This is a genomic window from Affinundibacterium nitidum (assembly GCF_014284155.1).
In the GTDB taxonomy this organism is placed as follows: domain Bacteria; phylum Pseudomonadota; class Gammaproteobacteria; order Burkholderiales; family Burkholderiaceae_D; genus Undibacterium; species Undibacterium nitidum.
Genome location: NZ_JACOFZ010000002.1, coordinates 529,163 through 545,077 on the forward strand (window position 1 = coordinate 529,163; position 15,915 = coordinate 545,077).

At 46.9% G+C, this 15,915-nt stretch carries 16 protein-coding genes; all 16 read right to left on the reverse strand.

The genetic code is table 11. From position 1 onward, the window contains the following. Positions 1-135: 135 nt before the first annotated feature. A complete protein-coding gene (gene ruvB, locus H8K36_RS09740; protein ID WP_186915854.1) occupies positions 136-1,203 on the reverse strand; it encodes a Holliday junction branch migration DNA helicase RuvB in 1,068 nt (355 codons plus the stop codon). Between the two features lie 65 nt (positions 1,204-1,268). Beyond that, on the reverse strand, positions 1,269-1,721 hold the full coding sequence (locus H8K36_RS09745) for a hypothetical protein (protein ID WP_186915853.1): 453 nt from the start codon (positions 1,719-1,721) through the stop codon (positions 1,269-1,271). Positions 1,722-1,757: 36 nt separating this feature from the next. Then, complete coding sequence (ruvA, locus tag H8K36_RS09750) at positions 1,758-2,339, reverse strand: Holliday junction branch migration protein RuvA (RefSeq protein WP_186915852.1); 582 nt, start codon at positions 2,337-2,339, stop codon at positions 1,758-1,760. Positions 2,340-3,056: 717 nt separating this feature from the next. Continuing rightward, positions 3,057-3,575 carry a hypothetical protein gene (locus H8K36_RS09755; protein ID WP_186915851.1) on the reverse strand — a complete coding sequence of 173 codons (519 nt, stop codon included), beginning with the start codon at positions 3,573-3,575 and terminating at the stop codon, positions 3,057-3,059. 28 nt (positions 3,576-3,603) lie between these two features. Next, entirely contained in the window at positions 3,604-4,146 is a 543-nt protein-coding gene (gene ruvC, locus H8K36_RS09760; protein WP_186915850.1) for a crossover junction endodeoxyribonuclease RuvC, read from the reverse strand. A 288-nt stretch (positions 4,147-4,434) separates the two neighbouring features. Next, a complete protein-coding gene (locus tag H8K36_RS09765; RefSeq protein ID WP_186915849.1) occupies positions 4,435-4,716 on the reverse strand; it encodes a GIY-YIG nuclease family protein in 282 nt (93 codons plus the stop codon). A 26-nt stretch (positions 4,717-4,742) separates the two neighbouring features. After that, positions 4,743-6,308: a bifunctional phosphoribosylaminoimidazolecarboxamide formyltransferase/IMP cyclohydrolase gene (gene purH, locus H8K36_RS09770; protein WP_186915848.1), complete on the reverse strand. Its 1,566-nt coding sequence runs from the start codon at positions 6,306-6,308 to the stop codon at positions 4,743-4,745. Between the two features lie 21 nt (positions 6,309-6,329). After that, on the reverse strand, positions 6,330-6,563 hold the full coding sequence (locus H8K36_RS09775) for a helix-turn-helix domain-containing protein (RefSeq protein ID WP_186892113.1): 234 nt from the start codon (positions 6,561-6,563) through the stop codon (positions 6,330-6,332). 114 nt (positions 6,564-6,677) lie between these two features. After that, positions 6,678-7,688, reverse strand: a complete 1,011-nt coding sequence (dusB, locus tag H8K36_RS09780; RefSeq protein ID WP_186915847.1) for a tRNA dihydrouridine synthase DusB — start codon at positions 7,686-7,688, stop codon at positions 6,678-6,680. A 252-nt stretch (positions 7,689-7,940) separates the two neighbouring features. Next, a complete protein-coding gene (locus H8K36_RS09785) occupies positions 7,941-8,453 on the reverse strand; it encodes a peroxiredoxin family protein (protein ID WP_230404469.1) in 513 nt (170 codons plus the stop codon). A 90-nt stretch (positions 8,454-8,543) separates the two neighbouring features. Beyond that, a complete protein-coding gene (locus H8K36_RS09790; RefSeq protein WP_230404472.1) occupies positions 8,544-10,874 on the reverse strand; it encodes a putative bifunctional diguanylate cyclase/phosphodiesterase in 2,331 nt (776 codons plus the stop codon). A gap of 136 nt (positions 10,875-11,010) precedes the next feature. Continuing rightward, positions 11,011-11,913, reverse strand: coding sequence for an aldo/keto reductase (locus H8K36_RS09795; protein WP_186915845.1), 903 nt, complete (start codon positions 11,911-11,913; stop codon positions 11,011-11,013). Positions 11,914-11,979: 66 nt separating this feature from the next. Further along, positions 11,980-12,531, reverse strand: coding sequence for a hypothetical protein (locus H8K36_RS09800; protein WP_186915844.1), 552 nt, complete (start codon positions 12,529-12,531; stop codon positions 11,980-11,982). A gap of 53 nt (positions 12,532-12,584) precedes the next feature. Continuing rightward, the gene (locus tag H8K36_RS09805; RefSeq protein ID WP_186915843.1) at positions 12,585-13,238 is read right to left on the reverse strand and encodes a DsbA family protein; all 654 of its coding nucleotides are present in this window, start codon (positions 13,236-13,238) and stop codon (positions 12,585-12,587) included. 44 nt (positions 13,239-13,282) lie between these two features. After that, positions 13,283-14,395: an anhydro-N-acetylmuramic acid kinase gene (locus tag H8K36_RS09810; protein ID WP_186915842.1), complete on the reverse strand. Its 1,113-nt coding sequence runs from the start codon at positions 14,393-14,395 to the stop codon at positions 13,283-13,285. Between the two features lie 70 nt (positions 14,396-14,465). Next, positions 14,466-15,863 (reverse strand): M23 family metallopeptidase, encoded by a 1,398-nt coding sequence (locus H8K36_RS09815; protein WP_186915841.1) that lies wholly within the window; start codon positions 15,861-15,863, stop codon positions 14,466-14,468. Positions 15,864-15,915 lie beyond the last annotated feature (52 nt).

Below are 15,915 nucleotides of genomic sequence, written 5' to 3' on the forward strand. Positions count from 1 at the left end.
TAAATACAAGAAGGAAGAAGAGAGAATTAGAAAATAAAATTCTCTCTATGACAAAGCAGAAAAAATCGTTTGTGTATCGAAAACAATACGATGTATTAAATTAAATACATAAACCATGGTCGTCGATGAGAGGAACTACCCACCCCACAAATCGCCATTCGGATTCGTACGCGGCGCTGTCAAGCCGAAATGCTCGTATGCGCTAGCGGTGGCAATCCGTCCACGTGGTGTTCTTTGCAAATAACCTTGCTGAATCAAGTACGGTTCCAGCACGTCTTCTATCGTGTCGCGCTCCTCACCGATGGCAGCAGCAACGTTATCCAAGCCAACAGGACCGCCACCAAATTTAAACAAGATCGCTTCGAGTAGTTTTCTATCCATCAAATCGAAACCAACCGCATCGACATCGAGCATTTTCAATGCCGCATCAGCCATCGGTTTCGTGATTTCGCCATTACCTTTGACCTGCACATAATCACGCACGCGACGCAATAAGCGATTGGCGATACGCGGTGTACCGCGTGCACGCTTGGCAATCTCGAAGGCGCCATCTTGTTTGATCGGCACTTCCAACAACGAGGCCGAACGCGTCACAATACGTGCCAACTCTTCCGAGGTATAAAACTCCAAACGCGCCACGATACCGAAACGATCGCGCAGTGGATTGGTCAACATCCCTGCCCGCGTGGTCGCGCCCACCAAAGTGAAAGGCTGCAAATCGAGCTTCACCGAACGAGCAGCCGGACCCTCACCAATCATGATATCGATTTGATAGTCTTCTAAGGCTGGGTACAGAATTTCTTCCACCACAGGCGACAAGCGGTGAATTTCATCGATAAACAGAACATCGTTGGCTTCCAAATTCGTCAGCAAAGCGGCTAAGTCGCCGGCTCGCTCTAATACTGGCCCCGAAGTCTGGCGCAAATTCACACCCATTTCACGCGCGATGATATGCGCCAAAGTCGTCTTACCCAAACCCGGTGGGCCGAACAGCAACGTATGATCAAGCGCTTCTTTACGCTGACGCGCAGCACCAATAAAGATCTCGAGCTGATCACGAATCTTCTCTTGTCCCACATACTCGTCGAGCTGCTTAGGACGCAAAGCACGCTCTATCGCCTCTTCATTTGGCGATGAAGGCGTGGCCGCGATGATGCGCGTATCAACGAGTTGCGAGGTGAGGTTATCGGTTTGTATGCTCATGCAAATTTACTTTTTCAAAAAATTCGTTAGTTGGCAAGTTAAGTTTTGCTACTAGCAAAGAAACATCATTTGTTCTCTACGAACTTCATCTCACGAACATAATTTTCAATCATCTGCAGTTTAGGTCTCAAATCCACACCAATAGTAAACCTTTGGCTCAACATCGGTCGAACAACTGCATTTCCATCAACGGGCAACGCTACCACCAGCCAACGCTCCCCTTCATGCATCTCAACATCAAAGGTTCGCTCGCAACTAGTGCCCACCATACCGCCGTAGAAAGCCTTCACAACAACTATTTCATTCGATGCGCCAAGCAAATTTTTCTCAACACGAAGAGTGACTGATTGTTCGATCAATCCATCTGCTTGCTTGAGCTCTTGCACTTTCAATACCTTTGCCTCAAGAATCAACACATTTGGTTGATTTAAGGACAAAAAAGCAGTTAAATCATAGGCCTCTTTCGCTGGCTTACAAGCATGGGAATTAGCCACGACCAGAGCCAAGAACAGAAGCACAAAAAACTTCTCAATACAAAATTTCACGACCGCCACTCAACTCTTAGACAGAGCTTTAAGGGCCGCTTTAATACCATCCGAAACGCCAGAGCCAGCAGGCACCAGTTTCAATGCAGCCAATGCTTCTTTGTCGGAGTAGCCCAAGGCCAGCAAGGCATTCAAAATATCGGAACTATGGTCACCCGCAATCGCAGCCGCGCCAGCCGCTCCCAAATCTGCCCCGAGCTTACCTTTCAACTCTAATAGCAAACGTTCGGCCGTCTTCTTACCAATGCCAGGCACCCGCGTTAAACGCCCTGCCTCTTGCAAAGTAATCGCTTGCGCCAAATCGGCCACTGACATCCCAGACAAAATCGACAAAGCGGTACGCGCCCCAACACCGCTAATCTTAATCAACTGCCGAAACGTGGCCCGTTCTTCTGCTGTACCAAAGCCAAACAAGACATGCGCATCTTCGCGGATTGCCAAATGCGTCAATAAAGCCACCTTTTCACCCAAAGCAGGCAAGTTATAAAAAGTACTCATCGGCACATCGATCTCATAGCCAACGCCTTGGCAATCAACCATGATTTGAGGGGGATTCTTTTCAATTAAGGTTCCGGCGATACGACCTATCATGCTGGGCTTTCATACTGTATAAATAAGCAGTAATAGTAAACTATTCTGGTGGGGTTGTGGGGAGCTTGTGGATGGTTTGCAAAGCTAAACCACGATTTCAAGACGCTTGAAACAAAATTGAGTTTTTGTCTATCGAGCCGCTGTAGGTCGGGGGTGGCCTGACAGTCTTTACCTTTTTTGCTTCGCCAAAAAAGGCGACCGCACTAAATCGCCCTTCGGGTGCCCAATGCTGCACAACGAAAAATGGGAAAGTGTTGAAACTCGCCTTCGGCTCAAACAGCAACACTTTCTTTTTCCATTTTCTGTCGCGCATCATTGGCTATTTAGAAGCGGAACGGCGAAACCCACCGCTCAACCTCAGGCCGTTGAAATACGCTTAACCTTAGCTACTTTCTTTCGCAATTTCATTTGCTTACGGCCTTTGAGTGCGTATGTTTTGACTTGCCCGCGTCTGGCACTGCCATTTGTGCAGGGCAGAAAATGGAAAAAGAAAGCTTTGTTGTCTGAGCGAACCGAGTTTCAAAGCTTTCCCATTTTTTGTCCTGCACAAATGGGAACCCGAAGGGCAGTGACGGTTGCGTCGCCTTTCTTTGCTTACTTTCTTTGGCGAAGCAAAGAAAGTGAGTGGCCGCCGGGCCACACCCGGCCAGCGAAACAAACCGCAATCAAGGACCGATGTAAGTACGCAGCCGAATACGACCAATCAAAAGATAAAGATCAAAGAGCAAACACGACAAAGTATTTAACAGCGAGAAAATCGTACCACTTACGCTCAAAACCACGAGCCCTCTCCATTTCCATTTGATCAATTGGAAAAAATACCTCCAACCGCTCCAATAAACCCGTTCTACGCAAATCTTTCTCAAAAACAATCACCATAGAGTTCTCGGTAGAAATCTTCAACATGATGTCTCGCTCACCGGTCTCCGAAGATTCAAAGCTACTTGCCTCAATCATTGAAATATCCTGAAATCGCATAACCTTTTGAACCTTGAATGTCTGAGCATATTCAAAAGCATCATCAAGAATTCGAATACCGCGCTTAGACCTTTCAGGGAAAATGACAACAAATAGAAAAAATAGTCCCGTGATCAGAAAAAAAGCACCCGCGAGTAATGTACAGAAATTCGCCTCTAGGACTGAAAAGGCAACAAATGCGATAGATAGGCACAAGTAAAAATACGCATCGCTAGTTGAAATTATTGGTTCAATTGTCGAAAGCACTTTCCAGCTCATTTCAATTGCCTTTCAATTTAGAATTGGCTCACCCAATCAACCTCCCCCCCTTAACCCGCAAACCCTTCTTCGCCAACTCAGGCGCAATAGCGCCGAGGGTCTTCAAAGTATCTCCACTATGCGCATGACAAATCGCCACGCCCAAAGCGTCGGCCGCATCGGAACTGGGTGTTCCAGATAGCGACAACAATCGCTGTACCATATCCTGCACTTGTTCTTTTTTTGCTTTACCGTGTCCAACCACACCTTGCTTTACTTGCAGCGCCGTGTATTCAGCGACGAGAAGGTTGGCTTGAACCAAAGCGCAGATCGCTGCACCACGAGCTTGGCCAAGCAAGAGTGTAGATTGTGGATTGACGTTGACGAACACCTTCTCAATTGCAGCGCAATCGGGTTGGTAGGTTTGGATGATTTCGGTGACGCCCAAAAGAATGGTTTTTAGACGTTCTGGCAGAGAGCCTTCTACCGTCTTGATCGTGCCGGAAGCGATATAACTCAGTTTGCTTCCCTGCTTGAAGATGACACCGAAACCTGTGGTGCGTAAGCCGGGATCGATGCCTAGGATTTTCATGGGTGTTTGCTGTTGATGAATGTATCGTTAGCAAATTATACGCAGATCCGATGCTTTCGCGTATGGATTCGTAGGTGAGAGTTGCTGTTATCGTTACTCGACGAAAGCCACTGGGTTCCTGCCTTCGCAGGAACGACGGTAAGGAGTTTATCGTTGCTCAAGAGTTTGAAAGAAATCGAAGCCTGCCACTCCAGAAAAGCCACCGCGGCTTATTAACTGTCGCTCCTGCGAAGGCAGGAGCCCAGTGGCGTTCAACTCAGAACCGCGAAGACTCAATAAGAGATCAAACTAAACGATCGAAGGATACAAATCATTCCAATACGGATTCGTCTCCTCAATCAAGCGAATCTTCCACTCACGCTTCCACTTCTTAATTTGCTTCTCACGGATGATGGCACTTTCTATCGAATCGCAGGCTTCAAACCAAACAAGTTTGTCCACGCCATACTTTTCAGTAAAGCTTGGTACAAACTTGTTTTTGTGTTGGTAGATTCGCTGAATTAAATCACTGGTTACACCGACATACAATGTGCCATTGCGATCACTAGCGAGAATATAGACGAACGCCATAAACTGAATGACGTTCGATGATTCAATTAATGACGGAAGTGACGCACACCTGTGTACAACATCACGACACCACGCTCATCCGCCGCATCAATCACTTCTTGATCACGCATAGAACCACCTGGGTGGATTACACATGTCGCGCCAGCATCGACGACGACATCCAAACCATCGCGGAATGGGAAGAAGGCATCAGACGCTACTGCAGAGCCTTGCAAACTCAAACCCGCATTTTGTGCTTTGATGGAAGCGATACGTGCGGAGTCGATACGACTCATTTGGCCAGCACCTACACCTAAAGTCATGCCATTACCGCAGAACACGATCGCATTAGATTTCACGTATTTAGCGACGCGCCATGCGAACATCAAGTCTGCCATTTGTTGTGGTGTTGGTTGCAATTTGCTGACCACGCGCACATCGGCTGGCAATACGTTCTTCGCATCTGGCGCTTGCACTAACAAACCACCGCCTACGCGTTTCACGTCGTATTGATTGACGCCAGCGCCCAACGGAATTTCTAGCAAACGTACGTTTTGTTTTGCTGCGAAAATTTGCTTCGCTTCTGCTGTGAATGAAGGAGCGATCAACACTTCGACGAATTGTTTCGCTACTGCTTCAGCTGCTGCGCCATCACATACCGTATTGAAAGCGATGATGCCACCAAACGCGGATGTTGGATCTGTTTGCAATGCTTTGCTGTAGGCTTCTAATGCTGTCGCGCCAATTGCCACGCCACATGGGTTCGCATGCTTCACGATCACGCATGCACCCGTATCGAAAGACTTAACACATTCCCATGCCGCATCGGCATCGGCGATGTTGTTGTAGGAGAGTTCTTTACCTTGCAACTGTGTGTAGTTCGCCAATGCGCCTGCGACAGGTACTAAGTCGCGATAGAAAGAAGCACTTTGATGCGGATTTTCACCGTAACGCATTTCTTGTACTTTTTCGAAATGCATATTCAAAGTTTGTGGATAGGCGCTGCGTGTTGCGTGCGCTTTATCTTCGCCCAAACTGGTCAAATAGTTAGTAATGGCGCCATCGTATTGCGCAGTGTGCGCAAATACTTTTTTCGCCAACATAAACTTGGTGTCATACGACACTACGTTATTGCCGGACTTCATTTCTGCCAATACAGTCGCGTAATCGCTAGGATCGCAAATCACGACCACGTCTTTATGATTTTTTGCAGAAGAGCGCAACATCGTTGGACCACCGATATCGATATTTTCAATCGCATCTTCCAAAGAGCATTCTGCTTTCGCGACAGTCGCTTGGAATGGGTACAAGTTCACGACCACCATATCGATGGTTGGGATGCCGTATTTTTCCAGAGCTGCTTGGTGTTCAGGGAAATCACGACGCGCCAAAATGCCGCCATGTACTTTTGGGTGCAAAGTTTTTACACGACCATCAAGCATCTCTGGGAAGCCGGTGTAATCGGCTACTTCTGTCACAGCTAAACCATTGTCAGCCAACAATTTTGCGGTGCCGCCAGTTGATAAAATTTTGACGCCCATACCAGCCAATTCACGCGCAAATTCGAGCACGCCAGTTTTGTCTGAAACGGAAATGAGAGCTTGTTTGATCATAATAATTGTAAAAAGGAAGGATTAAAGAAGACCGTGTTGCTGCAACTTCTTGCGCAAGGTATTACGGTTAATACCAAGCATGTCTGCAGCTTGAGATTGATTGCTATCAGTGCGCGTCATGACCATTTCTAACATCGGTTTTTCAACCGCCAAGACGACCATATCGTAAATATTGGAAGCAGGTTGTTCGCCCAAATCACGGAAATACTTTTCGAGATTTTTGTGAACTGCCTCTTGGATGCTTTCTTTGCTCATACTGAATTTTCTTTTTATTGATGAAATCTATGTTGAATAGAATTTCTGGTTTTAACTAAAACGGTGTAAATTTTTTCGACACTGCTCTTTTGTGTGGAGACTAGAAAATGCAGCTTAAGCTGCCATCCTAGTCTCGGAGGGGCGGTATTGTAACCGTTCTGTCGGTCGGCTATCAAAAAACATTTTAACTGCCGCCAATTGCTCCTCACAGCTTTCAATTTTATTCATACGCTGTCGGAACTCTTCGCCATCAATCAGATCTTCAACATACCAACCGATATGCTTTCGTGCCGTTCGTACTCCCATGAACTCGCCGTAAAAAGCGTAGTGTTCACGCAGGTGTCGATCTAGGAGCCCACTGACTTCAGAGACCAATGGCGGCGGCAGATGCTGCCCCGTTTTGAGAAAATGTTCGACCTCGCGAAATATCCAGGGTCGGCCTTGTGCTGCGCGGCCGATCATGATGGCATCTGCGCCAGTCACTTCTAATACATACTTCGCTTTTTCTGGAGTAGTGATATCGCCATTCGCCACCACAGGGATGCCGGCTTGTGCTTTCACTGCTGCAATGGTCTCGTATTCGGCAGCGCCTTTGTAGCCATCTGCACGAGTACGACCATGTAGAGTCAACATCGCGATCCCTGCGGCCTCGGCAATGCGCGCGATACGCAAAGCATTCTTGTGTTCTCGATCCCAGCCAGTGCGGAATTTTAAAGTGACCGGTACATCAACCGCTGCCACTACGGCATCAAGAATTTGCGCGACCAATTTCTCATCTTGCAATAAAGCTGAACCACACCAAGCGTTGCATACTTTTTTGACTGGGCAGCCCATATTAATGTCAATAATTTGCGCACCTTTATCGACATTAAACTTCGCGCAATCAGCTAACATTTGTGGATCGGCACCGGCGATTTGTACTGCTTTCGGCTCCATCTCGCCTTCGTGATTCGTGCGGCGTGAGGATTTTTCCGTCTCCCATAATTTCGGATTCGAGGCTGCCATTTCGGACACCGCGTACCCTGCGCCCAAGTCTTTGCACAACTGGCGGAATGGCCTATCCGTCACACCTGCCATAGGCGCGACGAAAATATTATTCCTGAGCTGATAAGAACCTATCTGCACGATGCTTGACCTTGGGGGATGAAAGAAGAATTTCGAAGAAGCGCTATTCTACCTGAAAAGCTGCCTAAATAATTAGCAATCGCAGCGGTTTTCAGGAACAATATTTTTTAATTTGCGGCGGATTTTCAATAGACTTTTTTGCGAAGTGTTGTTCAATTAGGCCTTAAAGGATCGACATAATTCTAGGCGAAGACCATGCACACTTCGATTTGGCGGATATTAACTACAGATGCTGCTAGAAGCCATCAACACTTAAGAAGCACTTAACTCTTTACCGATAATTTCTTCTAATTCATCAAACGATGGTTTGCCGACATATCGCTTGATAATGCGACCTTGTTTGTCGATCAAGAATGTCGTTGGTGTTAATTTCACATCACCAAAGGCCTCTGCCAGTTTCCCTTCGACATCTAAAGCGACATGAAATGGTAAAGCACGTGTTTCGGTGAAGTTGATCACATAATTGGGAGGGTCGTAGCGCATAGCGACCGCTACAAACTCAAGTCCTTTGCTATGAAACTTGTCATAGGTGCCAATCATCTCTGGCATTTCGGCCACGCAAGTGGTGCAAGAAGTCGCCCAAAAGTTCACCATATAAACTTTGCCGCGCAAACTGGTTGACGTGATTTTCTCGCCTTTAAGATTGACATAGGTCAAATCTGGCGCGGCTTGGCGGCCACTTGAGTCCTTCGTTAAAAAGAGGGCGCCAGCGCCCACAAGAATAGCGAGGAGAATAATGATCAGCGTTTTATTAGCAGACAGCATAGACGGGCTTCTAGATGGCATTGAACTTCAATACCTCCATTATACTTTCTTTCGAAATTCTTTCATTAAAGGGCAATTACTGAGAGTAAATTAGGGAGCCGAGCCTTGTTTGACGAGCCAGTCTTGGAACGAAGCCGGCCTAGAGAATAAGAAACCTTGCATGCAATCACAGGCATTTTCTGTGAGATAGGCAGCTTGTTCTGGCGTTTCCACACCCTCCGCTACGACGCGCAACCCTAGATGTTTTGCCATCGATAAGATCAAACGTACAATCGCCGTGTCGTTTGCATCACCTGGAATATCTTGCACAAAGCTCTTATCAATCTTTAATTCGTACAACGGCAGACGCTTCAAGTAGAACAAACTGGAATAGCCAGTTCCGAAATCATCAATCGAGAAACGAATACCCAAAGCTGCGAGCGCATTCATACGCGCGATAGTTTCTTGCATGTCGTTGATGAACAATCCTTCCGTGACTTCGAAAACAAACTCTTCACCACTTAAGTGATGCGCTGCCAAAATATCTCTCACCTTCTCAACGAAATCTTGTTGGCGGAATTGTTTTGGACTAACGTTCACAGAAACCGGAAACATCCAGCCATGTGTGCGGAGTTGATTGACGATTTCACAGGCCTGATGCAATACCCAATCGCCTAATTTTAAGATCAACCCTGACTCTTCCGCTAAAGGAATAAAGACAGCCGGTGACACAAACTCGCCATTCGTTTTCGTCCAACGCATCAACAGTTCGGCACCCACAGGCGTACCATCTTGGTCAACCTGTGCCTGCATCACCATACGAAGCTCACATAAATCAAGTGCCCGTGACAAATCTCTTTCCAAAGTAAGACGCTGCTCGACTTCGGCTTGCATCGCACCTTCGAAGAAAGCAATTTGGTTGCGCCCAGCACTCTTGGCACGATACATGGCCGTATCAGATTCACGCAATAAGTCATCAACAGTTTGCGTAGCCTTAGGCAATAGGGTCACCCCAATACTGCATGCAGAACTATAGATTTGATCCTCGATTTCAAAAGGCATTGCTAAAGCGTTGCGGATTTTCTCAGCGACAGTCAAAGCGATGCGACTGGCGTTCTCCATATTCAAATCAAGGTGATCGATTAGCACCACGAACTCATCACCGCCAATACGAGCAACGGTATCGACCTCACGCAAGATACTCGTGAGGCGGTTGGCAACCTCCACCAACAACGCGTCACCAATAGCATGCCCGCGCGCATCATTAATCGTTTTAAAGTGATCAAGATCGATGAACAGCACCGCACTAAAGATGCCAGTGCGCTGCGCAGTCGCCAGCAAAATACTAAGGCGATCGCGCAGTAAGCGACGGTTCGGCAAACCCGTTAACACATCGAAGAAAGCGAGTCGATAGATATCGGACTCAGCACGCTTACGATCAGTGATATCACGCTCAACCGCAACATAGTGTGTGCAATGCCCGTCTCTATCGATAATTGGTTGAATATCAGCTTCCAACCAAAACTCATCACCACTCTTGGTGTAGTTGATGAACTCAGCACGTACCGATTTCTGACTCGCAATCGCTTCTCGGATGCGACCTAAGTCATCTGTTTCACTGGCGTCACCTTGCAACATGCGCGGATTAAGTCCGACCGTCTCGTTGCGGCTGTAACCTGTTGTACGCTCAAAGGCTTTATTCACGAACACGATATGTGGCCCACCGTTATTGAGATCACTATCGGTAATCATCACGATGTCGTTCAAATTTTCAACAGCAGCTGAAATCAAACGCAATTCTTCATTGGCCTTCTTTAACGAGGCCTGCTCCTTTTGCAAACTTAAACTAATCTGCAGCTGAGATTTTAATGAAGCCTCAAGTCGGCGTAACAACACCCCGCAACTCACGGTGATCACCGCAGAGATAAAGGTAAAGTTAAGTGTGATAATCACCCAGCGCACAAATGGCTGATCTTGAAAACGATCGAACTGCAGATTGACGTTAAAGATATAGCCAAGGGTTAATAGTGTGACCGCATTGAGAACCAACGCGTAGACTGCTGGTCGCAAGCCCAATAGCAGCGCACCCAATACAGGCACCGCCATCAAATAGATTTGACTAACTGGACCGATCTTAAAGAAGAAAAACAGACCAATCAAGTAGATGATCAGCAATAAGTTCCAACTACGAGCAACAAAGGAGAGTGATTTCAAGCGCCAGATGGCAGCTGCCCACAAAATGGCAAGCGTGTCGATGATCGCCACCGATACCATATCGTCTCGCAATGCCATAATCACGCTCGGCACCGCAGTGATTACACCCAAAACGAGCGCCCACAATAGAATCGACGATAACAGTTCATTGCGCCATGATTGCAAATCCATGGACTGAATATCTGACGTAGGCGCCAAATCCGCAATGAAACCACGATTTATCTGCAATTACTAACCTCCAAGGCTGCCGAGAACAGGATTAAGGCCGTACGATTGATATGTAAGCTTCTTTTATACGTGGAAACACCGAGGAAGAAAAGTGATTTTTAAAACTTGGTGGTTATTTAACACTTTTTCGATTTGATTATGGAATATCCACTCCAGTACTTGCGCGCCACAAATCAAACCAATGCTCGCGGCTAAGCTGCAAATGACTTGCCTGAACCGCCTCTTGCAAGGCCTGTACTCGACTTGAACCGGTCAATACAAGCGGATGAACCGGGTGCCTGAAGATCCAAGCCAAGGCGATGGTCGAAGTACTCACTTCGAGCTCAACCGCGATCTTTTCAAGAGCCAACAAGACGCGACGACTTTGCTCTGTTTTACCCTCAAATAAAGCACCTCCACCCAATGCAGACCAAATCATTGGTGAGATACGCAGTTGCTGACATTGATCAAAACTACCGTCGTATATCGGCGCCATCTGCAACAAAGAACATTCAACTTGATTGGTCACCAAAGGGAAGCGGCTATGCAATAGACTAAATTGCGAAGGCGTGAAATTCGATACGCCAAAATGTTGAACCTTGCCCCTTGAACGTAAATGCGTAAAGGCCTCTGCAATTTCATCTGCGTCCATTAAAGGATCAGGTCGATGGATCAACAAAAGATCGAGACTATCAAGCTGCATATTCCGCAACGAGTTTTCTGCCGAACCAATGATATGTGCAGCGCTAGTTTCGTAAATATGCGAAGTTTGCAAAGGCTTCTGCGCTGACGGAAATTGAATGCCGCATTTACTAACAATTTGGAATTGTTGACGCAAATGCGGTGCTAACGCGAATGCTTCACCAAGAAGTGCCTCGCTCGTGTAATCACCATAGATATCTGCTTCGTCTATCGTAGTAATACCAAGCTCCAGCGCTTGTTCGAGAAAACTGACGCGCTCTTGCGCGCTCATTTGCCACGATGAGAGGCGCCACAAGCCAAGTACAATTTGTGAGAATTCTGGACCTTGGGGTACGATACTTAAACGGGGACTTAGCATTCAATAATTTCCTTCTTTATTATCATATTTTGAGAATGACAGGACATCAGTTTTAATATCAGACGATTACTCACTTTCTCGTATCACCTCCAATTTCTTGAGTGCTTGATTTTTCTCGATTGGATAAATGAAGAAGAATCCTTTACATGCTTTAAGATCGAAAGTGGGGCCTGACGGTGTTACTCCAGCTGCACCATATTTTCCCGTTGCACTAAAGCCAGCGGCGACACCTGCAGAAATAGCATGTGATAGAACTAGGTCTGAATTTGGTTTAATCTCAAAATAATAATCTTCTTTGCTTTCAATAAGGTTCGCATCAAGTTCGCACGCACGATTATCACCATTTAGTCGGACTGAAATCGAATATTTTGCGGGAACCACATCCAAAATTACAAAGCCACCATTCGATACAAATCGCTTTTCTTTTTCACCGACGAACAAATATGCGGCGCGCCCTCCGGCTGCAAACTCATTCGGACGAAGTACAACAACTCTTGATACACCATCGACCTTAGGGGGTTTAACTTGCACGACCTCTTTGTAAAGCTTGCCTGAAGCTGCGCAACCACTAAGAGCCAACACCACAATTCCTAACATAGGAAAAACAATTTCTTTCATTATTTCTTCTCTTTATTCACGTTCTAAATCAAAAGCAAAGTAGCAGGTTCATCTCAAACAGATTTTTCTAAGTCCTTGAGTGCCTGCTGCAAATTCTCTAGCTTGGTGTACCCAGAAGCAATCATGTGCAAGCCGTTTTCTTTAACCACACAGAGAACTGGGTACCCTCGAATTCCCCAACGTTGTATCTGCTCAAAATGCTGCCGTGTTTCGTCATGTGTTGATGGTGATTGTAAAGTTTCGAGGTAGCTCTCAATATCATAGGCGCCTGCACCGTCTTGATTCAACGCTTCGACGCAAATCTCAGCCAATACTGTTTCATTGGTCACATCTTTAGCTTCTGCGTAGAAAGCATGCTGAATCGCGCGAAATACCCTGAGCAAGTCACCGGCATCGCCATCATCAGCCAATAATTTGGCGGTAACTACAGCTCGACATGCAGGCTCGGTATTGTAGATAAAACCTGGCTTATTCATGCCTGTCATGTCGAATGGCAAACCACTGACATCAGCGACTTTCTGCCAATGCGACAAGATCATCTGACGCGTATCATCGTCCATCACTTCCGTGTTATACGCACGTAAGCCACCAAGTACGATATCAAGTTGCGCGCCAGGTAGTGTCTCCAATAATTTACTCAGTTCAAGGCTAAATCCATAGCACCATGAACACATGGGGTCAGCGATATACAAAAATTTATTCGACATAATTCCTCTTTAACGATACTTTGACGCAATGCATTGATCCGCAGTTATGCGGGATACAATGCACCTAAAATTCGCTCACCACGAGCACCAGTGACTTCCGCCAAGTTACCTGGGCGTCTCTGCACAAAACATTGTGCGAGCCATGCAAAGGCAAGTGCCTCCACTTGCTCAGGGGCGACGCCTAATTCCGCTGTCGATTTCACCGGCACCGGCGATAGCTCTTGTCCTAAGTTGCGCATGAGGGTGGCATTGAATACACCGCCGCCACAAACATAGATTTCAGAAACACCACCAGCATGGTGACGAATTTGATCCGCAATTGTTTTTGCAGTAAAGGCGCACAAAGTAGCCTGCACATCGACTGGCGAAACACTTGCAAATTCTTGCAAAATTTGATCGAGCCAATGCATGCGAAAAAGATCTCGTCCGGTGCTTTTTGGTGGTGGCAGTTGTAGAAAAGGTTCATCATAAAGCCGCACGAGCAAAGCGTCATGGACCGCACCTTGGTTCGCCCATACACCGTCAGCGTCATAGGTTTGCCCTTGATGTCGCTCTATCCACCCATCCATCAATACGTTACCTGGACCAGTATCAAAACCGACGGTCGAGCCGTCTGCACGTAAAACGCTGATATTACTGATGCCGCCGATATTCACCACGACTCTGCATTTTCCAAGACTTCCAAAAATAGCACGATGAAAAGCAGGTACAAGAGGCGCTCCTTGACCTCCCGCGGCCACGTCGCGACTACGGAAATCAGCGATAACATCAATGCAAGTGAGTTCAGCCAACAAGGCAGGATTATTCGTTTGACGTGTATATCCGAGCTCGGGTCTGTGGCGTATGGTTTGACCATGAACCCCGATCGCACTTACCTTACTTCCGCTAGCATTCTGCATTAATTGACGAACACATTGCGCGTATATTTGCGTCACCGCATTAGCGAGAAGTGCTTCGCGATGAATTTCATCTTCACCATTTTGTTGCAAGGCTAAGGCTTGCGATCTTATTCCACTGTGAAAGGGGATGTGTGCGTTGGCGATGATTTCCATCGGCGCGCCAGCTTGCTCGGGCAATTGTACTAGCACCCCATCGACACCATCCAAGCTCGTGCCCGACATTAAGCCTATATAAATAGAAGAAGTAAGCTCACTCACAGAATTCTCAATTTCGAATAAAAAAGCCGAACACACGGTTCGGCTTTGTTGATGTGTTTCTCAGTTTACCTCAGCGTGCTGCCACTCGTGCAGCAGAGCCGCGCTCTGGACGCAATAATGCAAAACGATGTTCCATATCTGCCGCAACCGTGCGGAAGCGCGGCATTTCGTTCGCTGCCAAAGCCGCCGCACTTTGAACGCTGATCGAGTTCGGATCACGCGCTTCGTTATTGACACGGAATTCGTAATGCAAGTGCGGCCCGGTTGACCAGCCAGTGGAACCAACGTAACCGATGACTTCACCTTGCATTACACGCGCACCTTTACGCATACTCGGTGCGATGCGACTCATGTGGCCATACGCAGTGCTATAGCCATTCCAGTGTTTAATAATCACCATGTTGCCGTAACCGCCTTGCACACCAGCGTGGTCGATAGTGCCATCAGCAGACGCCCGAATTGGTGTGCCAGTAACTGCTGCGAAATCAATCCCCTTGTGTTGCTTCCACTTACCAGAGATTGGATGCAAGCGCATCGAGAAACCAGAGGAAATACGAGAGAACTCCAATGGTGACTTCAAGAAAGCCTTCTTGAGTGATTTACCATCGAAGCTGTAGTAACCGCCCTCACCCGCACCTTCGTCAAACCAAACGGCTTGGAATAATTTACCGGCATTTCTAAACTCGCCAGACAATAAACGGCCTGTTTTCACCATTTCGCCGTTTTGCCAGAAAGTTTCGTAGACAATATTGAAGTAATCCCCACGTTGCAATTTGTAGAAATCGATATTCGTCTCAAACATTTTGACGATTTGATCAGCCACAGCACCTGGGATCAATGCCTTGTCAGTCGCGACATACAAAGAAGATTGAATATCACCAGAACGCATTTCAATGCGGCGCTCAAATTGTTCCGTGATTTCTTCTGCTTTAAATTCGCCATGCTCATCACGTGCGATCAACAAAGTTTTATTGCCTTTATTGCCATCATCTTGCACGCTAACGCGTAACCATTCCAACAAACCGTCATCGGTGGTTTTAGCGCGAACCGATTTACCTGCGCGGGCTTGCATTAAGCCACGAGCGATAGAGTCGCTTTTGATAAAGCCTGTTGCCTTTGCATCATCAACACCAAGACGCTGCAGCAGTGAAGCTAAGCTATCACCGCGCTGAATCTTTTCTTCTTTAATGAAGTGTTGTTGTTGCAAGATGATTTTCGCCATTTGCTCTTCGAGTGAAGGTAATGGCAATTCTTGCAAGATGGTTTTGACAGGGAGATTAGAGGCATCTGGTGCCAATGGCGCAACACCTACCGCGCCGACTGCACAAACGGCAAAGAACAAAGCTGTAAAGGAAATCACGCGAGATGGACGCATACTGCGTACATTTTGCACTGCTGAATGAATCACTTCCTGGGCTTTAACTTGCGTAGTTGCAGCTAGATGACGGAATTTATCGGATAAACGCATGCAATAAGTTAAAATTAGGGTTTCGCAGCCAGCTCTTGGTGGAGCGCTACGA